This is a genomic window from Paucibacter soli (assembly GCF_037482845.1).
In the GTDB taxonomy this organism is placed as follows: domain Bacteria; phylum Pseudomonadota; class Gammaproteobacteria; order Burkholderiales; family Burkholderiaceae_C; genus Paucibacter_B; species Paucibacter_B soli.
This window is the reverse complement of sequence record NZ_JBBHJW010000003.1, coordinates 379208-399789: the sequence shown is the minus strand read 5'-3', so window position 1 is coordinate 399789 and position 20582 is coordinate 379208. Positions and strand designations below refer to the sequence as shown.

The 20582-nt window shown below is 67.5% G+C and carries 20 protein-coding genes and 2 riboswitches; of the genes, 5 read left to right on the top strand and 15 right to left on the bottom strand.

What is annotated here, in order from left to right; genetic code table 11:
- Nucleotides 1-64: 64 nt before the first annotated feature.
- The 3 genes from WG898_RS09860 to WG898_RS09850 are packed head-to-tail and all read right to left on the bottom strand — an operon-like array spanning nucleotide 65 to nucleotide 3486.
- Nucleotides 65-1003, bottom strand: coding sequence for an MBL fold metallo-hydrolase (locus WG898_RS09860; protein ID WP_339602602.1), 939 nt, complete (start codon nucleotides 1001-1003; stop codon nucleotides 65-67).
- A gap of 2 nt (nucleotides 1004-1005) precedes the next feature.
- Entirely contained in the window at nucleotides 1006-2700 is a 1695-nt protein-coding gene (locus WG898_RS09855; protein ID WP_339602601.1) for a long-chain-fatty-acid--CoA ligase, read from the bottom strand.
- Nucleotides 2701-2760: 60 nt separating this feature from the next.
- Nucleotides 2761-3486: a DUF8198 family protein gene (locus WG898_RS09850; protein WP_339602600.1), complete on the bottom strand. Its 726-nt coding sequence runs from the start codon at nucleotides 3484-3486 to the stop codon at nucleotides 2761-2763.
- Nucleotides 3487-3567: 81 nt separating this feature from the next.
- Between WG898_RS09850 and WG898_RS09845 the strand changes: the two genes are divergently transcribed.
- Complete coding sequence (locus WG898_RS09845) at nucleotides 3568-4485, top strand: esterase/lipase family protein (protein WP_339602599.1); 918 nt, start codon at nucleotides 3568-3570, stop codon at nucleotides 4483-4485.
- A 45-nt stretch (nucleotides 4486-4530) separates the two neighbouring features.
- On the opposite strand, the gene hppD is transcribed toward WG898_RS09845, so the two are convergent.
- Entirely contained in the window at nucleotides 4531-5661 is a 1131-nt protein-coding gene (hppD, locus tag WG898_RS09840; protein ID WP_339602598.1) for a 4-hydroxyphenylpyruvate dioxygenase, read from the bottom strand.
- Between the two features lie 122 nt (nucleotides 5662-5783).
- On the opposite strand from hppD, the gene WG898_RS09835 reads away from it, so the two are divergent.
- Entirely contained in the window at nucleotides 5784-6266 is a 483-nt protein-coding gene (locus tag WG898_RS09835) for an Lrp/AsnC family transcriptional regulator (RefSeq protein WP_339602597.1), read from the top strand.
- Between the two features lie 15 nt (nucleotides 6267-6281).
- Here the strand turns inward: WG898_RS09835 and WG898_RS09830 are convergent, their stop codons facing one another.
- From WG898_RS09830 to WG898_RS09795, 8 genes are all read right to left on the bottom strand, one after another.
- Nucleotides 6282-6899 (bottom strand): methyltransferase domain-containing protein, encoded by a 618-nt coding sequence (locus WG898_RS09830; protein WP_339602596.1) that lies wholly within the window; start codon nucleotides 6897-6899, stop codon nucleotides 6282-6284.
- A gap of 9 nt (nucleotides 6900-6908) precedes the next feature.
- Nucleotides 6909-7748, bottom strand: a complete 840-nt coding sequence (locus tag WG898_RS09825) for an HDOD domain-containing protein (RefSeq protein WP_339602595.1) — start codon at nucleotides 7746-7748, stop codon at nucleotides 6909-6911.
- 130 nt (nucleotides 7749-7878) lie between these two features.
- A complete protein-coding gene (locus tag WG898_RS09820; protein WP_339602594.1) occupies nucleotides 7879-8085 on the bottom strand; it encodes a hypothetical protein in 207 nt (68 codons plus the stop codon).
- Nucleotides 8066-8350, bottom strand: a complete 285-nt coding sequence (locus tag WG898_RS09815) for a hypothetical protein (protein WP_339602593.1) — start codon at nucleotides 8348-8350, stop codon at nucleotides 8066-8068. The genes WG898_RS09820 and WG898_RS09815 overlap by 20 nt, the downstream gene beginning before the upstream one ends.
- Nucleotides 8351-8398: 48 nt before the next feature.
- The gene (locus WG898_RS09810) at nucleotides 8399-8581 is read right to left on the bottom strand and encodes a hypothetical protein (protein WP_339602592.1); all 183 of its coding nucleotides are present in this window, start codon (nucleotides 8579-8581) and stop codon (nucleotides 8399-8401) included.
- Between the two features lie 373 nt (nucleotides 8582-8954).
- Nucleotides 8955-9485, bottom strand: a complete 531-nt coding sequence (locus WG898_RS09805) for a hypothetical protein (RefSeq protein ID WP_339602591.1) — start codon at nucleotides 9483-9485, stop codon at nucleotides 8955-8957.
- 105 nt (nucleotides 9486-9590) lie between these two features.
- Nucleotides 9591-11720, bottom strand: coding sequence for an elongation factor G (gene fusA, locus WG898_RS09800; protein WP_339602590.1), 2130 nt, complete (start codon nucleotides 11718-11720; stop codon nucleotides 9591-9593).
- A gap of 83 nt (nucleotides 11721-11803) precedes the next feature.
- A complete protein-coding gene (locus WG898_RS09795) occupies nucleotides 11804-13108 on the bottom strand; it encodes a D-amino acid dehydrogenase (RefSeq protein WP_339602589.1) in 1305 nt (434 codons plus the stop codon).
- A 91-nt stretch (nucleotides 13109-13199) separates the two neighbouring features.
- Nucleotides 13200-13315, bottom strand: a riboswitch (glycine riboswitch).
- A gap of 3 nt (nucleotides 13316-13318) precedes the next feature.
- Nucleotides 13319-13411: riboswitch (glycine riboswitch) on the bottom strand.
- 75 nt (nucleotides 13412-13486) lie between these two features.
- Between WG898_RS09795 and WG898_RS09790 the strand changes: the two genes are divergently transcribed.
- On the top strand, nucleotides 13487-14281 hold the full coding sequence (locus WG898_RS09790; RefSeq protein WP_339602588.1) for an alpha/beta hydrolase: 795 nt from the start codon (nucleotides 13487-13489) through the stop codon (nucleotides 14279-14281).
- Here WG898_RS09790 and WG898_RS09785 read toward each other — a convergent pair.
- Nucleotides 14276-15934 carry an acyl-CoA dehydrogenase family protein gene (locus WG898_RS09785; RefSeq protein WP_339602587.1) on the bottom strand — a complete coding sequence of 553 codons (1659 nt, stop codon included), beginning with the start codon at nucleotides 15932-15934 and terminating at the stop codon, nucleotides 14276-14278. The genes WG898_RS09790 and WG898_RS09785 overlap by 6 nt on opposite strands.
- Nucleotides 15935-16365: 431 nt before the next feature.
- Here WG898_RS09785 and WG898_RS09780 point away from each other — a divergent pair, with 431 nt between their 5' ends.
- Nucleotides 16366-17526, top strand: a complete 1161-nt coding sequence (locus WG898_RS09780; protein ID WP_339602586.1) for a serine hydrolase domain-containing protein — start codon at nucleotides 16366-16368, stop codon at nucleotides 17524-17526.
- On the opposite strand, the gene WG898_RS09775 is transcribed toward WG898_RS09780, so the two are convergent.
- The gene (locus tag WG898_RS09775; protein ID WP_339602585.1) at nucleotides 17507-18520 is read right to left on the bottom strand and encodes a GNAT family N-acetyltransferase; all 1014 of its coding nucleotides are present in this window, start codon (nucleotides 18518-18520) and stop codon (nucleotides 17507-17509) included. The genes WG898_RS09780 and WG898_RS09775 overlap by 20 nt on opposite strands.
- A gap of 46 nt (nucleotides 18521-18566) precedes the next feature.
- Between WG898_RS09775 and WG898_RS09770 the strand changes: the two genes are divergently transcribed.
- On the top strand, nucleotides 18567-19364 hold the full coding sequence (locus tag WG898_RS09770; RefSeq protein ID WP_339602584.1) for a TetR/AcrR family transcriptional regulator: 798 nt from the start codon (nucleotides 18567-18569) through the stop codon (nucleotides 19362-19364).
- 42 nt (nucleotides 19365-19406) lie between these two features.
- On the opposite strand, the gene WG898_RS09765 is transcribed toward WG898_RS09770, so the two are convergent.
- Nucleotides 19407-20567, bottom strand: a complete 1161-nt coding sequence (locus tag WG898_RS09765; RefSeq protein ID WP_339602583.1) for a GGDEF domain-containing protein — start codon at nucleotides 20565-20567, stop codon at nucleotides 19407-19409.
- Nucleotides 20568-20582: the final 15 nt, after the last annotated feature.

The following is a 20582-nucleotide window of genomic DNA, read 5'->3' as shown; positions in this document are numbered from 1 at the left end:
TCAAAGCAAACCCTCCGCCTCTTATGAGTCGGAGGGTTTTTGCCTTCGGGGGCCGCAATTGCGATCAGGCGATCGACAGCCGCTGCTGCTCATCCATGATCAATACGCCGCCCGCCAGCAGCTCGGCAATCATGCGGTCGCACCACGCCTGCATCTGTTGCTCGGAGAAATAGCGCTCCCACATCAGGCGCTGGATCGGGGTTTCTCGCAACCAGGCCAGCAGATCGGGACGAGACTGCACGCGCACTTCCAGCATATGGAACATGATCAAGGCCTTGGATGCGTGCTTGGCATGCCGGGCCGGCTCCTTGCGGAAATAGGCGAGCTTCGAGCGGGCCTCGCTCAGGGCCGCACTCACGCTGTCGAAGACGGCGCCATGGCCGGGTATCACGACGCGGGGATTCAACTCATCGATCAGCGTCAAGGTGGCGTCCACTTCGTCGAAGGCACCCTCGCCCTCGATTTCCGGGAAGACGATGCCAAAGCCGTGCTCCCACAAGGCGTCGGCCGAAACAAGGGTGCGCGAATGCTGCTCGAACAGAAGCAGTGAATGCGGGTCATGTCCGGGTGCCGCATGGACCTGCCAGCGCAGCCCTGCGTGCTCGATCAGGGCGCCGGGCTCCAGCATGGCCGTGGGCGTGAAGCGGGGGCATTGCTGGCCGGTGGGGAGATAACTTAGTTGCGCCTCGTCCCAATCCAGCGCCGCCTGGTAGTGGCCGGGCGGGATCCAGGCCGGGCAGCCATAGGCAGCCATCAGAGCCGCGTTGCCGCCGCAGTGATCGGAATGCAGATGGGTGTTGATGATGCGGCTCAGGCCGCGCGCTTCACCGGCAATCGCCTCGGCGACCAGCGCCAGCGTCTGCTGGGCGTGGCTGGCGTAGCCGGTGTCGATCAGGATGGGCCCGGCGCTTGGGTCGCCCAAGAGCAGGATAGCGTTGGACGACAGCCAGCCCCGCTCTAGCACGCGTACTTGTGGCGGTAGCAAGGCGTGCGCGGCCGCCATCGTCAGCTGCGCAATTCGCGCCGCAGTATCTTGCCGACGTTGCTCTTGGGCAGCTCGTCGCGGAACTCGATGTATTTGGGGCGTTTGTAGGCGGTGAGCTGGTCGTGGCAGAAGGCGCTGAGGTCTTCCTCCGCCAGCGCGGGGTCGCTCTTTACGACATAGAGCTTGACGGTCTCGCCCGAGCGCGCATCCGGGATGCCCACGGCGGCGCATTCCAGCACGCCGGGATGCATGTTGACGACCTGCTCGATCTCGGTGGGATACACGTTGAAGCCGGAGACCAGGATCATGTCCTTCTTGCGGTCGACTATGCGGATGAAGCCAGCGGCGTCCATCACGCCGATGTCGCCGCTCTTGAAGAAGCCGTCCGCATACATGACGTTGGCGGTCTCGTCCGGGCGGTTCCAGTAGCCCGCCATCACCTGCGGGCCACGAATGCAGATTTCGCCACGCTCGCCCTGTGGCAGATCCTGCCCGGCGTCGTCGCGGATCGCGATCTCGGTGCTGGGCACGGGCAGGCCGATCGAACCATTGAAGTCGTGCAGGTCGAGCCGGTTGATGGTGGCGACCGGGGCGGTTTCCGACAGGCCGTAGCCCTCCACCACGGGGCAGCCCGTGATGTTGAGCCACTTCTCCGCCGTGGCCTGTTGCACCGCCATGCCGCCGCCGTTGGAGATCACCAGCTCGCTGAAATCCAGGCGCGCGAACGCGGGCTCGTTGGCCAAGGCGTTGAAGAGCGTGTTGACCGCCGGGAACATATTGACGCGGTACTGCTGCAGCGTCGCGATGAAGCCGGGGATGTCGCGCGGATTCGGGATCAGCAGGTTCATCATGCCCAGCCGCGCGCCCAGCATGTAGCAGGCCGTGAGCGCGAAGATGTGATACAGGGGCAGGGCGCAAACGGTGGTGAGCTGCTTGTTGCCGATGCGTGCCAGCATGGGCCCGAACCAGGCCTCGCTTTGCAGGATGTTGGCCACCACATTGCGATGCAGCAGCGTGGCGCCCTTGGAGATCCCGGTGGTGCCGCCGGTGTACTGCAGGAAGGCCACGTCGTCGGGGCCGACTTCCACCGGCTTCATGCGCATGCCACGGCCCTCGCCGAGCGCCTTGTTGAAACGCGTGACGCTGTGGCCCGCGCCGGTGGGCAGGCGGAACTCCGGCACCATCTTGCGCACATGGCGCACCGCGAAATTGATCAGCGGGCCGCGCCACCAGCCCAGCAGGTCGCCCAGCGAGGCCAGCACCACATGCTTGATATCGGTGTGGGCAATCGCCTCTTCCAGCGTGGCGGCAAAGTTCTCCAGCACGATGATGGCTTCGGCCCCCGAGTCCTTCAGCTGGTGCTCCAGTTCCCGCGGCGTGTAGAGCGGATTGACGTTCACCACCACATAGCCGGCGCGCAGGATGGCGGCGATGGCGACCATGTACTGCAGCACATTGGGCATCATGATGGCGACGCGCGCGCCGCGCGCCAGCCCCTTGCCCTGCAGCCAGGCGGCCAGCGCCTGCGACATCTCGTCCACCTCGCCAAAGCTCAGGCGCTGCTCCATGCAGGCGGCTGCGTCGCGCTTGGCATGCTTGCGGAAGGCTTCTTCCAGCAACTGCACCAGTGAACGGTAGGTGTCGGTGTGGATCTCCGCCGGAACGCCCTCGGGGTAGCTTTTCAACCAGGGCTTGTCTGCGAGTACTGCGGCCATGTCTCCTCGTGCTGTAGTCGGCGGCGAGATCCGATGGTCAGTGTTGCGGCCCCTGCGCAGCTAGGGGAGTTGCCCTAGTGGATCGTCACCTGTGGGACAGCGAGATGGTTCGAGCGCGCCCACGTCGGCAGTGAACAAGGCCCGCGCAAACGCCTCTTCGCGCTTGCGCACGCAGGCCAGGAACTCGCCCGAGCCCTTCATGGCCTTGAAGGTGTCGAAGCCGGTCTCAAGGAAATGCTGCAGGGCCGAGAGGCCGGCCGCGCTGGCGGGGCCCCGCATCATGCGCAAAGCCTGGCGCAGCAGCGGCTTGCGCGTGTAACCATCGAGGGCCGCGCCGATCGCCATGGTGAGGTCGATCTGCTGCTGGCGGTAGCGCGGCTGACCCACCGCCTGCCAGGCCCTCACATAGCCCTGGGCCGAGAGCAGGGGTGCGGCCAGTCGTCCCGCCATCGCGCTGTCCAGTTGCTCCGAGATGGCGTGCAGTTCGGCGAGCAGGCGCACCGTCCTCACCACCTCGTCGGGGAACAGCCGCGTCAGCGCCGGCACCACGCGCGCGAACTGCGCATCGCGCTCGCTGAAATCGCCCGGGCCGTAGAGCTCCTCCAGAAAGAAGCGCGCGGCGCCGGCGTAACGTGTGCTGGACAGCAGGTCGGCATAGCTGCGCGAAAAGCGCGCCTGTTGATAGCTCTTGACGGCCTGCACCCGGGCCTCAAGGGCAGGGTCGACCGCGCGGCGCCGGCGCTCCGCCTCCACTAGCTGCAGGAAACCCAGGATCTCGGCTTGCATGGACCACCTTCAGAGTCTGGACTCAAATTGTGCCGCTGCCGGAGACCTACACTGGCTCACAGCTTAGAGGAGGGCGTCGAGATGGCAGGAGTGAATGCGCGCTGGCAACGCCTGCATCTGGGCTTGCGCCTCTTGCTCGCGGCGGCGGCATTCGCCTGGGGCCTGTCGCGCTGGGGCTTGTGGCAGGGCTTCGGTCTGGCCCTTGCGGTCCTCTCGTTGCAACAGATCGCGCTGCTGCCGGTGTTCTTCTGGCTGCGCAGCTTGCCGCTTGCAGTTGGCGTGCCGCGCCTGGGGCGCTGGCAGACCATTGCCGCCTGGTGGCGCGAATGCGACGCGCTGGAGCGCGTGTTCAGCTGGCAACAGCCCTTTTTCGAACATGCCGAGCCCGACCATCTGCCCACGCAAAGCGCGCAGCGCGGCGTGCTGCTGCTGCACGGCTTCACCTGCAACCGCGGGCTCTGGAATCCCTGGATGCGCCAATTGCGGGCGCTTGGCCAGCCCTTCATGGCGCTTACGCTGGAGCCAGCGTTCGGCAGCATCGATGCCTATGTGCCGGCCATCGACGCGGCGCTGCGGCGGCTTGAGGCCTGCGGCGGCCCGGCGCCCATCATCGTGGCGCACAGCATGGGCGGGCTGGCGGCGCGTGCCTGGTGGCGCCATGTGGGGCACGATGGCAGCCGCGTGCACCGCGTCGTCACACTCGGCTCGCCGCATGCGGGCACGCTGATGGCGCGCTTCTCGTCGGCGGCCAATGCCAGGCAGATGCGCCGCGGCTCGCCGTGGCTGGCGACGTTGGCGCAGCTGGAACAGGCGCAGCACCATCAGCGCTTCGATTGCTTCTTCAGCCACGCCGACCAGATCGTCTGCCCGGCCGGCACCGCAGCCTTGCCGGGCGCGCGCAACCATCACGTGCAGGCCTGCGGTCACCTGAGCCTGGTTTTTGACGCGGACCTGCGTGCCGCCGTGATGGCCCTGCTGCAGGACGAAAAAACGCCTTGAGCGCAGGGCTCAAGGCGTTTCGCGGCGAGCGCGGATCGCCGGCGCTTAGACGGGCTCGTCTGCCTTCAGCACGCCACGGCGGATCTGGTCGAGCTCGATGCTCTCGAACAGTGCCTTGAAGTTGCCCTCGCCAAAGCCCTCGTTGCCCTTGCGCTGGATCAGTTCGAAGAAGATCGGCCCGATCACTTCCTTGGTGAAGATCTGCAGCAGCAGCTCGTGCGGCGCACCCTCGTGCGTGGCGCCGTCGATCAGGATGCGCAGGCGCTTGAGCTCCTCAAGGTTCTCGCCATGCTGGGGCAGGCGCTTGTTCACCAGGTCGTAGTAGGTGGCGATAGTGTCCTGGAACACCACACCGGTCGCCTTCATGCCCTCGACCGTGGCGTAGATGTTGTCGGTGCCCAGCGCCACATGCTGGATGCCTTCGCCATGGTAGAGGTCCAGGTACTCGGCGATCTGGCTCTTGTCGTCGCTGCTTTCGTTGATGGGGATGCGGATCTTGCCGCAGGGGCTGGTCATGGCCTTGGACTTCAGACCGGTCAGCTTCCCCTCGATGTCGAAGTAGCGCACCTCGCGGAAATTGAAGAAACGCTCGTAGAACTCGGCCCATTCCTTCATGCGGCCACGGAACACGTTGTGCGTCAGGTGGTCGATATAGGTCAGGCCATGCCCCACCGGCTTGGCTGGCACCGGCTTGCCCTCGGCGTCCAGCAGGGGCACGAAGTCCACGTCGTAGATGCTGATGTTGCCGATCGCGCCGGCGGGCGCGTCGTTCTTGCCCTGCCAGCGGTCGACGAAATAGATCAGCGAATCGCCAATGCCCTTGATGGCCGGGATGTTCAGCTCCATCGGGCCGGCCTTGTTGTCAAAGCCCCAGGCGCCGAGTTCCAGCGCGCGCTGGTAGGCGAAGGCGGCGTCCTTGACGCGGAAGGCGATGGCGCAGATCGACGGGCCATGCAGGCGCGCGAAGCGCTGGGCAAACGAGTCGCCCTCGGCATTGATGATGAAGTTCACCTCGCCCTGGCGGTACAGGGTCACGTTCTTATGGCGGTGCTTGGCTACGGCGGTGAAGCCCATGGTTTCGAACAGCTTGCCCAGCGCGGCCGGATCGGGCGCGGCAAACTCGATGAACTCGAAGCCGTCGGTGCCCATTGGGTTGTCCCAGGGAGTGAATGCCATGTTGTCTCCTGCAGAGGATGTCTTGCGATGGATCAAGACTGTAGGTCCAGGGGCCTGCAGGATTCATGCGATCGGCGCGCGACTTTTGTTTTGGCGCGCATGAAAACTGCAAGAATGCAGAAATGGACAAGGAAACCCAGCTCGATGCCATTGATAAGCGCATTTTGAGGGCGTTGCAGCTTGACGGGCGCGTGACCTATGACGCCCTCGCGGCGCAGGTGAATCTGTCGGCCTCGGCGGTGCTGCGGCGCGTGCGGCGGCTCGAAGAGGCGGGCGTGATCGCGGCCTACGTGGCCCTGGTGAGCCCCGAGCATGTCGGCCTCGGGCTGACGGCCTATATCAATGTGCGCCTGGAAAAGCACACCGAGAGCCACAAGCGCAACCCCATGGACCTGTTCCGCGTCGCGGTACAGACCTGGCCCGAGGTGGTGGAATGCGCGGCCCTCACCGGCGAGATGGACTATCTGCTGCGCGTGTTGGTGCAGGACATGCAGCACTACTCCCGCTTCATCACCGAGACCCTGCTCAAGCACCCCAGCGTGCAGGATTGCAAGACCAGCTTTGTGCTGGACCGCCTGAAGAACACCACCGCCGTGCCGGTTTGAACCCGGCCGTTCGGCTCAATCGGGGCGGCGCGTCAGCACCACCGCCAGCTCCTGCCAGCCCTGCCCATGGGCCACCGCCGCATAGGGTGGTGCCGGCCAATCCCACAGTGCCTGCGGGAACAACGCGCGCATCGCGTTGATGTCGCAGTGATAGGGAGGGCCTTCCACCACGCCCTGCGCCGCGCTGTCGCGCCGGGCCTGCATGAAGAGCGCGAACAGCCGCCCGCCCGGCTTGATCCATTGCCGCAGTTGCGCCGCGTAGCCTTGCCAATGGTCGGGATGCAGGGCGCACAAGCAGGTCTGCTCGTAGACGGCATCGACCGGGGCTTGCGGCTGCCACAGCAGCACATCGGCCTGCTCCACGCGGCCGGCAAGCCCGTTTGCAGCGAGGGCCGCGCGGGCCAGCGTCACCGCTGCGGGGGCAAAGTCCAGCCCGATGGCGCTGATGCCCGCCTCGGCCAGGGCCAGCAACTCGTGGCCGCGGCCGCAACCGGGCACCAGCAGTGACTGACCAGCCTGCCAGCGGTCTTCGGCCAGCCATTGCAGCAATTGGGGATGTGCGGCGCCGCGATCCCAGGGCGTCTGCCCGGATTCAAAGCGCTGCTGCCAAAACTCGAGGGTGGGGCCTGCCATGGCGCAGGATCATAGTTCGCCGTCGAGTTCCTGCAGCAGCTTGAGTGTGTGCTCGGGACCGAGATTGAGCAGGCTGCCGATCTCGCGCAGATCGTCGGGCACGGCGGGGTTCTCCCAGCTCTCGGAGGTATGGCGGGCCAGGCGCACCGCCAACTTGGCGCATTGCACCTGCGGATCATTGCCGCGCTTGTCGTCGGTGATATGGGCCAGCAACTCGGGCAGGCGCCAGGCCTGCATCAGCGCCTGTTCCAGATCGCCCAGCTCGATGTTCAGCACGGCACGCTGAGCCACCGCGCTGCGCAGGGTGGGGTCGAGGCGCTGGCGCTGCTGGATCTCCAATGCCAGGTCGGGCGCATAGCACCACATGAGCATCTCGGCGAAGTCATGCAGGAGCGCGGCGCTGTGTATCACCGCCGCATCCGGATCGGTGCGGTGCACGGCAAAGCCCAAGGCAAAGCGCGCGGCACGCTCGGCGCGCCTGAGCACGCGCTGCAGGCCCGCCATCGCGTCGGGTCGGTCGGCCAGGCGCTGCTCCACCGTGGGCTGCGGGCCGAAGGCGTTGAAGAAGGGCGTGATGCCCATCAGCACCAGGGCTGCGGTGACGGTCTCGGCATCGGCCAGCAGGCGTGCTGAGCGATGCGCCGAGGCGTAGGCCAGCACTTTCAGCGTCATGAGGGGATCGCAGGCAATCTCCTCGCCAAGGCTGTTGGCGTCCACATCGTCCTCGTTGGCGCGCCAGAACTCCAGCTGCTCCGCGGTGCTGGCCAGCACGGGGATTTCCTCGCCGCGGAAATGCGCGGTCCAACGAGCCAGGTCCGGCAGGGGCTGGGTGAGCGGCGCGTAGTTCATGGCAGCGGCATGTCGATATGAGGTGGCAAGCGCGCCCGCGACATCGCGAGGTTTGCGTTGATCGTATATCGACAGCCCGCTCGCCGGCTTGAGTCCGGGCGTCGGAGCGCCCGGACTCAGGCGACATCCGTCACAGTCTGCGCACGCCGGTGAGCATGCCAACGCGCTGGCCGTTCACAAACAAGGTGCCACCCTCGGCGCCGCGCTCGGCATGGAACTCCACAATGCTGCGTTCCGGCCTCGGCCGCACCTGCGCCAGGCGCAGCGCGGTGCGGGTCAGCATTGCGCTGCCACGCAGCAGCAGCCGGGTGGTGGGCTCACGCCAATCCGCGACCATGCTGCCTCCGCGTCTTTTTTTCGCTGCGCAGTCGGGCGCTCGGGTCCTTGGGTAGAAGCGGCACCACCAGGGCGCCTTCGGGCGCTGCGGCGTCGGCGTACAGGTCCAGTTCGGGCTCGCTATAGGCGGCTTTCCAACGGGCCAGCCGGCTTGCGCTGAGCTGCCATGCGGCGCGGCTCCATTGCAGCAGGGGGGCGAGGCGCTGGCGCCAGGCATCAAAACTCTGGGCGGCATCTTGAGGGCCGCGCAATTCGGTCAATCTCATGGTGGGTCTCCAAACCGACCAGCCTTCTTCAGAGGCTTGCCGGTGAATTCAGGGGCTGCCGTCGCTGGGGGCGAGTTGCAGCAGCTGCTTGTGCAGATCGCGGCGCTGGGCCTGGCGCTGATTGCCTAGCGCATGGCGTCCGGCCTGGCGCAGCAGGCTGGGCGCGACGATGGGATTGCGCGGCTTGTTCAGTCGCAGGCTCATGGGGCGCGGTGAGGTGAACTGGGTCATGGGTGCAAAACTCCTGGGCAATGCGGCGGCGCCACTGCGGCGCTGCAGCGTCTAAAGGGAACACAAGGCGATGCCAAAGGCAGCGGCCGGACGGACCGACTGCGTCAAAAGGAAGGCGAGCACTCAGCCTGGCGCTGAGTTCGGTTTGGGTGCTAGCGTCGCGCGGAGCTGCGGCACATGCGGGGCACGGCAGGCTGGTTCGGACCTGCAGGCGGCATGGTGAGCTCTGGCGAGCGGCACCCGGTCAAGGCGTCAATGGAAAGAGGGCCTCGCCGCGGTGAACCATCCGCGACTTGCGCAAATGATAAACGATTGATTATCTTGCGCAAGTGTTATTTATCGGATTTGATAAACAAACTAGGGGTCAGCGTTATCAGCGCTTTTTGGGCTTGAGTGGCGCGATGCCTTGCTGCAGGCGGCGCCAGGCGTCCAGTTCGTCGGCCGGGCTGGGCGCCGGGGCGGCTTTGAAGGTCGGCGCAGCCGCCGGCTTGGCGGACGCACCGAGTGGTGCGGGCTCGGGTGTCAGCACCTCGCCCAGCAGGTCCAGCAGACGCGTGCGCGCGCGCTGCGGATGGCGACGGTAGTAGGTCAACACCAGGCCGACGATGAAGCGCTCGTCGTCGTCCTGTGGAACGCTGGGCGTGCTGTCCTGTGGGGCCGGGCCGGCCGCCGGGGTCTTGCCATGGGCACCATGCTCCTGGTCCATCCAGCCCTGCGGCTTGTGGCACAAGAGCTCGAACTGGCGCGCCAGGCGCTCGCCGATCTGGCGCGAGCGGCCCTTGATTTGGCTCCAATAGCTGGGCTGGATCTGCAAGCGCTCCGCGAAACGCCGCTCCAGACCGCGCAGGGCGGCGGCATCGGCGTGTTTGACGGTGGCGGCGACGAACTCTTCAAACAGGAGCATCGCGTTGTCCAAGCGGATCTGGGCGACGTCCCGGGCAGCGGAACACATCTGCGTATGATAAAGCCGGCTTCACCCCTTTATCCGGGGTGAGCAAGATAGTGGCGACTATTCCTCGTCGCTGACCTTGAACGCCGCCATCAGTTGCGCCTGGGTATTGGGCGGCACCGCCTCGTAATGCGAGAGCGCCAGGCTGTAGCGTCCCTGGCCGCTGGTCATGGCATTGAGCCGGCTCTGGTAGCTGGAGAGCTCGGCCAGCGGTGCCAGGCCCTGCACCGTGATCATGCCCGGCACGGCGCTGCGCGTGCCGTTAACCTGGCCGCGGCGCGCCGCCAGATCGCCGGTGATGTCGCCCATCGAGCTTTCCGGCGTGACGATCTCCACATGCACGATGGGCTCCAGCACCAGCGGGCGGGCCTCCTGCACCGCGGCGATCAGGGCCTTGCGGCCGGCGGTCACGAAGGCCACCTCCTTGGAGTCCACGCTGTGGTGCTTGCCATCGAACACCACCACGCGCAGATCCACCAGCGGATAGCCGGCCACCACGCCGCTGGCCAGGGCTTGGCGCACGCCCTTTTCCACCGCCGGCATGAACTGGCCGGGGATGGTGCCGCCCTTGACCTCGTCGCGGAACTCGAAACCGGCGCCGCGCTCCAGCGGCTCGATGCGCAGATAGACCTCGCCGAACTGGCCGGCGCCGCCGCTCTGCTTCTTGTGGCGGAAATGGCCCTCGGCCGGGGCCGAGACGGTCTCGCGGTAGGCGATGCGCGGCGGCTGCGTCTTGACCTCGAACTTGTAGTTGTCGCGCAGCCGGTCCAAGAGCATGCGCAGATGCAGCTCGCCCAGACCATAGACCAGGGTCTCGTTGGTGAGGCCCACATGCTCGACCTTCAGGCAGGGGTCTTCATCCACCAGGCGGCTGAGGATTTCCCACAGGCGCTGCTCGTCGCCATGGCGCGAGGGGCTGATGGCCAGGCCGTGCACGGGGGTGGGGAAGTCCAGCGGCGCGAGGTGGATGTGCTCGTCTTCCTGCGCGTCGTGCAGCACCGCGTCGAAGTGCAGTTCCTCGACCTTGGCGATCGCCACCAGATCGCCCGGGATCGCCTGGTCCACCTCCACATGCTCCTTGCCCTGCAGCATAAAGAGGTGCGAGACGCGGAAGGGCTTGCGCGCATGGCCCACGAAGAGCTGGCTGTTGCGTGTCAGCGTGCCCTGGTGCACGCGCAGCACGCCCATTTTGCCCAGATAGGGGTCGGCATTGATCTTGAAGACATGGGCGATCACATGCTTGCCGGCATCGGGCTCGGCCCGCAGCGGCTTGGCGTCGGCGCCCTCGCCCTCCAGAAACTTGGGCGGATTGGCCTCGAAGGGGTTGGGCATGAGCTTGGCCACCACATCCAGCAGTTCGCTGATGCCGAGGTCGGACTTCGCCGCGGTGAAGCACACCGGGATCAGATGGCCCTCGCGCAGCGCCTGCTCCAGCGGCGCGTGCAGCTCGCTGGCGTCCACGTCGCCCTCGTTCAGATAGCGATCGACAAAGGCGCCGTCCACCTCCACCACTTGCTCCACCAGGGCGCGGTGCGCGGCTTCCACCGATCCAAAGTCCGATTCGCCTTCGCGGTTGAAGAAGCAGTCGACGATGCGGGTGCCGCCGCCGGCCGGCAGATTGAGTGGCAGGCATTCGCGCCCGAAGGCGGCCTGCAGCTGTTCCAGCAGTGCCGGCAGATTGACGCCGGGGGCGTCGATCTTGTTCACCACGATCATGCGCGTGAGGCCGCGCTGCGCCGCCGCTTCCATCATGCGCGAGGCCATCAGCTCGATGCCGTTCTGCGCATTGATCACCAGCACCGCGCTCTCCACCGCCTCCAGCGCCGGCAGCGCCAGGCCCACGAAGTCGGGGGCACCGGGGGTGTCGATGGCGTGGATGCGCAGGCCCTGGTAGGGCATATGCACCAGCGAGGCATAGAGCGAATGCTGCATGCGCTTTTCAAGCGCATCGTGGTCGCTCACCGTGTTGCCCTTTTCCACCGAGCCCGGCGCCGTGATGACGCCGCAGTGATGCAAGAGCGCCTCGATCAGGCTGGTCTTGCCCGCGCCGGCGGGACCTACCAGGGCCAGGGTCCGGATCTTGGCGATCTCGGCCTGGGCCGGTGGCCCCCCGGCGCCCACTCGACTACCGTTGGGGCTGTCGGAGGCCAGCGCGCCTCCGTCCTTGTGCATGGCTGGGCTCGGGGACATGGCATCCTCCTTCTGGGATGGCCCCAGCGTAGAGGATGCGGTGCCCGGCGGCAAGAGGGCTGATCAAAGCCGCCACATTGTTGTCAGGCAGCCACCGCTTGCCGGCGCCGCGGCGTGATGGCGGTGGCGGCGGTGAAGGAAAAATCCAGCGCCGGCCGCCGGCCGCTGACGATGTCGGCAATGGCCGCGCCGGAGCCGCAGGCATGGGTCCAGCCCAGCGTGCCATGGCCCGTGTTGAGATAAAGGCCGGCCACCTTGCTCGCGCCGAGATAGGGCAGGTTGGAGGGCGTGGCCGGGCGCAGGCCGGTCCAGAACTGGGCACCCTGGCCATCGCTCATCTGCGGGAAGAGCTCGCGCGTGCGCCGCACGATGGCCTCGCAGCGCGCCAGATTGAGCTCGGTGCTGTAGCCGTTCAGCTCGGCCGTGCCGGCGATGCGCAGGCGATCGCCCAGGCGCGAGAACACCAGCTTGTACTCGTCGTCGGTGAGCGAGACCTGGTAGCTGTGTGCCGGCGCGATCACCGGCAGGGTGACCGAGTAGCCCTTGGCGGGATAGATGTTGAGCGAGACGCCCAGCTCGCGCGCCAGCTGGCGGCTGAAGGCGCCCATGCAGAGCACAAAGCGGTCGGCGCTGCGCCGGCTCACCACGCCCGCGGCATTGGCGACGATGACGCGCTCCACGCCTCCCATGCCCTTTGGGCCCTGTTCCATGCCAAGGATGCGGGTCTCGTATTCGAAGCGCACGCCGGCCGCGGCGCAGCGCGCCGCCAGCGCCTGGGTGAAGGCATGGGCATCGCCCGATTCGTCGCTGGGCGTCATGCTGCCGCCGACAAGCTTGCCGCGGCATTGCGCCAGCGCCGGCTCGATGGCCACGCATTCGTCGGGCGTCTTCATGTCGAGCTCACAACCCTGTTCGCGCATGATGCGCGCGGGCTCCTGTGCCGCCTCGAACTCGGCCTCGCTGGTGTAGAAGTGCAGGATGCCCTGGCTGCGCTGCTCGTATTGCAGGCCCAGTTCCTGGCGCAGGGCCTGCAGCTTGGCGCGGCTGTACAGGCCCAGGCTGACGATGTTGCGGATGTTGTGTGCCGTGCGGCCGGGCGTGCATTCGCGCAGGAACTGCAGGCCCCAGCGCCATTGGGCGGCGTCGGCGCGCAGGCGAAACAGCAGCGGCGCGTCCTCCTTCATCAGCCATTTCAGCACCTTCAGCGGCGCGCCCGGATTGGCCCAGGGCTCGGCATGCGAGACCGAGACCTGGCCGCCATTGGCATAACTGGTTTCCAGGCCGGCGGCGTGCTGGCGTTCGATAACGGTGACCTCATGGCCGGCCGCGCGCAGATACCAGGCGGTGGTGATCCCGGTGACGCCGGCGCCTAAAACGATGACATGCATGCTGCGAATACTCCGTTCGGGTTGACGAACGCGCAGGCGCTACGTTTCCTTGGCGGCGTGGTGGCCAAAAGGGATGCGTGCGCCTGGGCGCGCCGCTCCCGCTGTCCTTGGTGCCTGAGAGATTCAGCGCTGGGCTGTGGCGGCCCGCGCCTTGCTCCTTCGGCGGCCCCATGCATTGCACATGAGGCGCTCTCCAGCATTCGGCTTGATTGCAAAGATCCAGTACGGGGCCTGAGCGAGTATGGGAGCTTGCGCCTTCGGCGGCGGCTCGCAGGGCGGGCCGCACTCTCCTGAATCCGGGTCGCAGTGTAGACCATGGCTTGCATCCGGCGGCCCGCTGCCTGCGTAGACTGCCGGCAAGCGTGGAGGATCTGCTGCATGCGCAAGACCATTCTGGGGGCGGGCCTGATGCTGCTGGCCTATGGCGCCGTCCTGGCCTGGCTGTACTGGCGCCAGGAACAGTTGCTGTTCCAGCCCGTGCCGCTGGCCGCCGGTCATCGCTTCGAGCTCGGCGGGGACGTGCAGGACCTAAGGCTGAATGTGCCCGGCGCCACGCTATCGGCCCTGCATCTGCGCCTGCCCCGGCCCAAGGGCCTGGTGTTCTTTCTGCATGGCAACGCCGGCAATCTGCAGACCTGGTTCGTCAACGCCGACTTCTACCGTCGCGCCGGCTATGACCTCTTCATGCTGGACTACCGCGGTTTTGGCAAGAGCAGCGGCCGCATCGAAAGCGAGGCGCAGCTGCGCGCCGATGTGCGCGCCGCCTGGGACGCCGTGGCGCCGCATTACCGCGGGCTCAAGCATGTGATCTATGGGCGCTCGCTGGGCACGGGCCTGGCGGCGGGGCTGGCCGCCGAGGTCGGGCCGGAGCTGACCGTGTTGGTATCGCCCTATGCCAGCATGTCGGCGCTGATGCGCGAGCACTTCCCCTGGGTGCCACGGGGCCTGCTGCGCTACCCGCTGGACACCGGCGCCGACGTGGCCCGGCTGCGCACCCCGCTGCTGCTGGTGCATGGCGAGCAGGACAGCCTCATCGCACCCCAGCACAGCGAGGCCTTGTTGCGGCAGCAAGGGCAGGCCAGGCTTGTGCTGGTGCCCGGTGCGGCGCACAACGACATGCAGCGCTTCGAGCAATACCAGCAGACCCTGCGCGAGGCGCTCGCCGCGCTATGACGGGATCGGCAGCGCGCGCGCCAGCAGCGCATCGACGGCGATGCCGCGCGTATCCAGCGCACCGTATACGCGCCCGCTCTGCGCGTCCAGCAGGCGGCTGGCGATGAAGGCCTCGGCCACCTCGCTGGGCGCATGCTGGCTCATCAGGCAGGCCTGGGCCAGCAGCACCAGGCGCTGCGCGAACTGGCGCCCCAGGGCCTCGAAGTCGGCGGGCGGGGTGCGCGTGAGCAGGTCGCGCAGGGCGGCGAGTTCGCTGCGCAGCGGCGCGCTGTCGCCGGCGAGCTGCTGCAACTCGTCCAGCAGGGCATGGGTGGCCTGCGGCTCGCGTGCGATGCCGCGCAGCACGTCCAGGCACATCACATTGCCCGAGCCTTCCCAGATCGAATTCACCGGCGCCTCGCGGTACAGGCGCGCCAGCACGCCTTCCTCGACATAGCCGTTGCCGCCCAACACCTCCATGGCTTCGCCGCAGAGCTCGACGGCGCGCTTGCAGACCCAGAACTTGGCGGCCGGCGTCATGATGCGTTGCCAGGCGCGCTCGGCCACATCGTCCGCGCCGCGCTCGAAGGCCTGGGCCAGCCGCATCATCAAGAGCGCCGCGGCCTCGCTTTCCAGCGCCAGATCGGCCAGCACGCTGCGCATCAGCGGCTGCTCGGCCAGGCGCTTGCCGAAGGCCATGCGTTCGCGCGCATAGTGCAGGGCCTGCACCAGCGCCTGCCTTTGAATAGCAGCGCTGCCGATCACGCAGTTCAGCCGCGTGTAGCCGGCCATCTCGATGATGGTGGGAATGCCGCGCCCGTCCTCGCCCACCATCAGGCCCCAGGCATCGGCAAACTCGACCTCGCTGCTGCTGTTGCTGCGATTGCCCAGTTTGGACTTGAGGCGCTGGATGTGGATGGGGTTCTTCGTGCCATCGGGCCGCCAGCGCGGCAGCCAGAAGCAGCTCGGCCCGGCCTCGGTGCACGCCAGCACAAGGTGCGCGTCGCACATCGGTGCCGAGAAGAACCATTTGTGGCCGCGCAGCAGGTATTCGGCGCCGCGGCCGCCCGCGCCCAGGGCGGTGGCCTCGGTGCTGTTGCTGCGCAGGTCCGAGCCGCCCTGCTTCTCGGTCATGCCCATGCCCACCCAAAGGCTGGTCTTGCGCTCCAGCGGCAGGTCGCGCGGGTCGTAGTCGCGGCTGTAGAGCTGGCCGCGCAGGCGCTCGAACAGCGCCGCCTCCTTCTGCAGCACTGGGATGCAGGCCTGCGTCATGGTGGCGGGGCAGAGGCTGCCGGCCTCGATCTGGCCATGCAGATAGAAACCGGCGGCAAAGGCGCTCCAGCGCCCGGGCCGTTCGGTCTCGAAGGCCAGGCTCACCAGGCCCTGGCCGCGGTACAGCGCCAGGAACTCATGCCAGGCCGGGTGAAATTCCACCTGGTCAATGCGGCGGCCGCGTGCGTCGTGGCTCCTCAGCTCGGGGCCATGGCGGTTCGCCAGCTCGGCCTGGGCATAGCTCTCGCGCTGGCCCAGCTGCGCGCCGAAATCGAGCAGGGCCGGCTCGGCCCAGTCGGCGCCGGCACGCGCCAGCGCCTGTCGCAAGATGGGATCGGTGGCCAACAGGTTGTAGTCGGCGTAGTCATCGACCTGGTTGCTGATGCTGTGCGTTTGCCACATGCCCGGTCTCCTTCCTGCTGCGTGGATGCTGGAAGTAGAGCGCAGTCGCTCGTCCTGTGCCATCGGGGGCAGGCCGGGTGCGGAGGATTTCCTTTCCTGGAAGGCTGAATCCCTTTGGCGCTGTGGCGACTCTAGCGGCCCGACCCTAGCAACGAGGATGCCGAGCTGGCGGTCCGGCTTGGGCTCAGCCTGGAGGCAGTGAAGAGCCGCCTGCACAGGGCGCATGCCCAGGTGCGCAAGCAGTTGCTGGCCGGCGGCTACTGGCTCAAGAACTTTGTTCCCGAGCCCGACGCTTGCTGAGCCGCCGTGCATCGCTCGCCACGGCAGTTCATGCCGGCGCCTGGGCGCCGCGTCGCTCGGTCACAGCGCGGCTGCCTTTGCCTGGCGACACTGCGCGGCCTTCTTCACGAACCCAAAGAACTTCATTCACCATGTCGAACAGACCCTCCATCAAGACCCTGGCAGCCGCTGCCGCCCTCTGTAGCGCGATCCTCGCAGGCAGCCCGGCCATGGCTGGCGAGCCGGCCGCTGAAGCCACTCGGCCTGCCGCCCCTGCGCAGGCCATGGGCCTGGATGCCTTGCTGCAAGCCGCGCTGGCCGAATACAAGCTGCCGGCGATGGGCGCGCTGTTGATACGCAAGGGCCAGGTGACCGAGCAAGCGGTGCGCGGCCTGCGTGCCAGCGACGGTGCCGACCAAGTGCAGGCCGATGATGTCTGGCATCTCGGCTCGAATGGCAAGGCCATGACGGCCGTGCTGGTGGCCCGCCTGGTGGAACGCGGCCAGCTGGCCTGGGACGCGCCCTTGCATCAATTGCTGCCCGAACTGGCCGCCGAGATGCAGGCCGGCTACCGCGATGTCACGCTGCGCGATCTGCTGGCGCACCAGGCCGGCCTGCAGCCGGACATCGATGAGTCCTGGGCGCCCGTTTTTCAGCGGGACAAACGCGCGCTGCATGAGCAACGCCTGGCATTTGCCCGCCTGGCCCTGGCCCAGAGCCCTGCCTTTGCCGCGCGTAGCGCCGATGGCTATTCCAACAGCGGGGTGTTGGTTGCCGGCCTGGTGGCCGAGCGCGCCACCGGCCTGCCTTATGAAACCTTGATGCGGCGCGAGCTGTTCGAACCGCTGGGCCTGACCAGTGCGGGCTTTGGTGCCACGCACCGCGGCCAGCCGCTGGGGCACAAGGCCGGCGTCCCCGTGGACGGGCCGGAGGCCGACAACCCGGCCGTGCTGGCGCCGGCCGGTGGCATCCATATGTCCTTGGCGGATTGGGCCCGCTTTGCCATCGACCAGATGGCCGGGGAGCAGGGCCGCGGCAAGCTGCTGAAGCCCGAGAGCTATCGCTTCCTGCATCAGGCGGCGCGCGCAAGCGGCAAGTTCGCGCTGGGTTGGCGGCTGCAGGCCAGCATGGCGGGCGTGAGTGCGCGCCACCTGGCGCATACCGGCAGCAACGAGGCCTGGTTTGCGCTCATCGCCATGAAGCCCGACAGCGAAGATGCGGTGCTGGTGGTCAGCAATGCCGCCGAAGACGCGCGCGCCGACAAGGCGGTGCGCGAGGTGGCGCTGCGGGCACTCAAGGCGATGTTGCCCTGAGCTGCTTGAAATAGAGCGCCGTCGGGTGCAGCTTGCCCTCCGGGGTGGTGGCGTAGTCGGGGATGTTGCCGGCATGCTGCCAGCCCAGGTGGCGATAGACCTGCTCGGCCTTGGAGCCGCTCTCGGTGTCCAGCACCAGCAGGCTGCAGCCGGCGGCGCGCGCGATCTCGTCCACGCGCTGCAGCAGCAGCGTGGCCAGGCCGCGGCCGCGCGCGCGGCTGTGCACGAACAGTTTCTGCAGCTCGGCGCGATGCCGCCCATTGGGCTTCTGGCACAGCGCCAGCTGCACCGAACCCAGCAGTTGCTGGCCCTCATGCAACAGCAGCAGACGCTGGGCCGGGCCCAGGCTGCGCGCCACCCCCTGCCAATAGCCCGCGGCCTCGGCCATGCCCAGGGGCTTGAGAAAACCCACCGAGGCGTCGTGCTGCACGCTGTCGATCAGCAGCTCGCAGAGCTGGGCATGCAGCGCCTCGTCCGACCCGCTCACCTCGCTCAAGCGCAGGGGCTGCGCCAAGGTCTTGCCCAGGCAGATCGAGTCGGGCCGCAGCGCATAGTCGCCGTACTTGGCGATCTCCTGGTAGCCGTGGCGGCGGTAGAACGCCAACGCGCGGGCATTGGCCGGCCGCGTTTCCAGCCACAGCTCGCGGTAGCCCAGATCCACGGCTTGCAGCTCCAGATGGCGCAGCAGGGCGCTGCCCACGCCGCGCGTGCCGGCTTGTGCATACATGCGCTTGAGTTCGGCCACCCCGGCATGGCTCTCGCCCAGCGGGCGCAGCGCCGCGCAGCCCAGGCCCTCGCCCTGCGCGCCCAGGGCCACCATGAAGAGCGCGCGCTCCTGGCGCACCGACTCCGGATCGAAGCGGGCGGCCCCGCTGTCGCCGCTGATGGCGGCGAGCTCGGCGTTCAAGGCCCGCATCAATTCGAGTGCGATCGGCGCTGCGGGGTCGAGCGGCAGCAGGCGATGGGCGGTGGCTTCGGCGGCAATCTGTGGCATGGTAGAGCCTGCGGTAAAAATGTATCCAGTGACAAATTATTAACCAATGGTTAGCAAAAACGCAAATCCCACCGCCGGCCCCACCGGCGCCAAGGGCTTGCACCCCAGCACCGGGGTGGTGACGCCCGCATCTGCAGGGGACATAAAACCGGCTGCCAAGCCGGTGCCGCGCACACGCCAGAAATTGGTCAAACCGGAAGGGCCGCTGAAGCGACAGGAGGCGCGCAAGAGCGCCGCCGAGGATGCGGCGGCGCCCAGCGCGTCCAAGCTGCGCCGGGCGGCGCACAAGGAGGCCTTGGAGCAGGCCATCCTCGATGCGGCGCGCGCCCTGTTCGCCGAGCGTGGCCATGAGGCCGTCACGCTGCGCGAGGTGGCGGCCGCGGTGGGCTATTCACACGCCACCATCTACAGCTTTTTTGCCGACAAGCGCAGCCTGCTGGCGCGGCTCAGCGAGGAGGGCGCCGAGCTGCTGCGCGATTGTCTGGCTGGGCAGGCCGGGCCGGCCTCGGCGGGCGTTGCCGAGCGCCGGCGCGCGCTGCCGCGCATGGCCATCGCCTATGTGCGCTGGGCCGTGGCGCATCCGCATCACTACCGGCTGCTGTGCGTGGATCCGGCGCTGGACGAGGCGGCCGCGCTGGCAGCCTATGGCCTGTTGCGAGCGACCCTGCAGCAGGCCGGCTCGGCCTGGCCGGACCTGGACCTGGCGACGCAGACGTTGTGGGCGGCCCTGCATGGGGCGGCCTTGCTGGAAGTTAGCCTGAGCAGGGAAACCGGCTACCCCTGGTGCGACTTCGAGGCGCGCCTGGAAGGCCTGGCGCGCCTCATCGAAACCGGCTTTGGCTGACTGGCTTAGCTCACGCCAGTGCCAGGTCTTGTCTGGCGGGTTTCAGACCTCCAGCCCCGGCTCGGCCACCAGGCAGCCCTTGCCGGCGCGCTTGGCTTCATAGAGTGCGGCGTCGGCGCGGCTCATCAGGTCGTCGATATTGCGATCGCCATGGCGCAGCTTGGCCCAGCCGGCCGAAAAGTTGAGCGCAAAGCCCAGCTCACCGGGAGCGCGGGCGGCCAGCGCCGCGCGCACACGCAGATCCATGGCAAGCGGACCCTCGGGCGCGGTGCGCACCATCAGCACGGCGAACTCCTGCCCGCCCACTCGCGCCACCAGGTCGCCCAGCCGCATCTGCTGCTCCAGGCAACTGGCAAACAGGGCCAGGGCCTGGTCGCCCGCGGCCTCGCCATGTTCGGCATTGATCTGCTTGAAGCCGTCCAAGTCCATCAGCATCAGGGCCAGCGGCTCATCGTAGCGGCGCGCCATCGAGATCATGTCCACCGCACGCAGGCCGAAGGCACGCCGGTGGCACAGACCGGTGAGGTCGTCGAGCTGGATCAGCCGCCTCAGCTGGGTCTCGGCCTCGCCGCGCCAGGCCACCAGCACCGCCAGCATCACCGCCAGCAGATTGATATTGCCCATCAACGCAAAGCCGGTGTTGATCCAATGCTCGGCGGTGTAGCTGGGCAGGGCCGCGGTGTCGACCCCGGCGACATAGGCACGCGCCAGGCTGAAGGCGGCCATCAGGCCCAGGCTGCCGGCTAGCAGACCGCGCCAGCGCAGGCTGTGCCGCTCGGCATGCGGGCTCTTCAGCAGCAGGGCCAGGCTGATGGCCAGCATCTGCAGTGCAAAGAAGGCGCTGCTCCAGCCCAGGCGAAAGGCATAGCTGTCGAAGCCGAGCAGATAGCCCAGCGTCAGCAGAGGCGGGATCGCCAGCGCCAGCCAGCGTCCGGGGCGGTGCCCCAGCCAATGCTGGATGGCAAACCACAGCAGCGCCAGGCTGGCGCTGAGCGAGAGCATGGCGGCGCCGGCCAGCCAGCGCTGCAGGCCCAGTGGCGAGATCATCAGCAGCAGCCAGCCCAGGGCCTGCAACTCCGCCGCGCCTTGCGCCATGCGGGCGCCGCGGCTCTGCTTCCAGCCCATCAGCAGGGGCAGCATCAGCGCCATCGCGAGCGACTGGATCAGCAGCAGACTGAAAAGCGTGGGGATGTCCAGGCGCATGAGGGTGTTGTGAGG

Bases quoted from the DNA above. Each gene is read 5' to 3' on its own strand.
- WG898_RS09860 (WP_339602602.1), bottom strand. From the start codon at position 1,003: ATGGCGGCCGCGCACGCCTTGCTACCGCCACAAGTACGCGTGCTAGAG.
- WG898_RS09855 (WP_339602601.1), bottom strand. From the start codon at position 2,700: ATGGCCGCAGTACTCGCAGACAAGCCCTGGTTGAAAAGCTACCCCGAG.
- WG898_RS09850 (WP_339602600.1), bottom strand. From the start codon at position 3,486: ATGCAAGCCGAGATCCTGGGTTTCCTGCAGCTAGTGGAGGCGGAGCGC.
- WG898_RS09845 (WP_339602599.1), top strand. From the start codon at position 3,568: ATGGCAGGAGTGAATGCGCGCTGGCAACGCCTGCATCTGGGCTTGCGC.
- hppD (WP_339602598.1), bottom strand. From the start codon at position 5,661: ATGGCATTCACTCCCTGGGACAACCCAATGGGCACCGACGGCTTCGAG.
- WG898_RS09835 (WP_339602597.1), top strand. From the start codon at position 5,784: ATGGACAAGGAAACCCAGCTCGATGCCATTGATAAGCGCATTTTGAGG.
- WG898_RS09830 (WP_339602596.1), bottom strand. From the start codon at position 6,899: ATGGCAGGCCCCACCCTCGAGTTTTGGCAGCAGCGCTTTGAATCCGGG.
- WG898_RS09825 (WP_339602595.1), bottom strand. From the start codon at position 7,748: ATGAACTACGCGCCGCTCACCCAGCCCCTGCCGGACCTGGCTCGTTGG.
- WG898_RS09820 (WP_339602594.1), bottom strand. From the start codon at position 8,085: ATGGTCGCGGATTGGCGTGAGCCCACCACCCGGCTGCTGCTGCGTGGC.
- WG898_RS09815 (WP_339602593.1), bottom strand. From the start codon at position 8,350: ATGAGATTGACCGAATTGCGCGGCCCTCAAGATGCCGCCCAGAGTTTT.
- WG898_RS09810 (WP_339602592.1), bottom strand. From the start codon at position 8,581: ATGACCCAGTTCACCTCACCGCGCCCCATGAGCCTGCGACTGAACAAG.
- WG898_RS09805 (WP_339602591.1), bottom strand. From the start codon at position 9,485: ATGCTCCTGTTTGAAGAGTTCGTCGCCGCCACCGTCAAACACGCCGAT.
- fusA (WP_339602590.1), bottom strand. From the start codon at position 11,720: ATGTCCCCGAGCCCAGCCATGCACAAGGACGGAGGCGCGCTGGCCTCC.
- WG898_RS09795 (WP_339602589.1), bottom strand. From the start codon at position 13,108: ATGCATGTCATCGTTTTAGGCGCCGGCGTCACCGGGATCACCACCGCC.
- WG898_RS09790 (WP_339602588.1), top strand. From the start codon at position 13,487: ATGCGCAAGACCATTCTGGGGGCGGGCCTGATGCTGCTGGCCTATGGC.
- WG898_RS09785 (WP_339602587.1), bottom strand. From the start codon at position 15,934: ATGTGGCAAACGCACAGCATCAGCAACCAGGTCGATGACTACGCCGAC.
- WG898_RS09780 (WP_339602586.1), top strand. From the start codon at position 16,366: ATGTCGAACAGACCCTCCATCAAGACCCTGGCAGCCGCTGCCGCCCTC.
- WG898_RS09775 (WP_339602585.1), bottom strand. From the start codon at position 18,520: ATGCCACAGATTGCCGCCGAAGCCACCGCCCATCGCCTGCTGCCGCTC.
- WG898_RS09770 (WP_339602584.1), top strand. From the start codon at position 18,567: ATGGTTAGCAAAAACGCAAATCCCACCGCCGGCCCCACCGGCGCCAAG.
- WG898_RS09765 (WP_339602583.1), bottom strand. From the start codon at position 20,567: ATGCGCCTGGACATCCCCACGCTTTTCAGTCTGCTGCTGATCCAGTCG.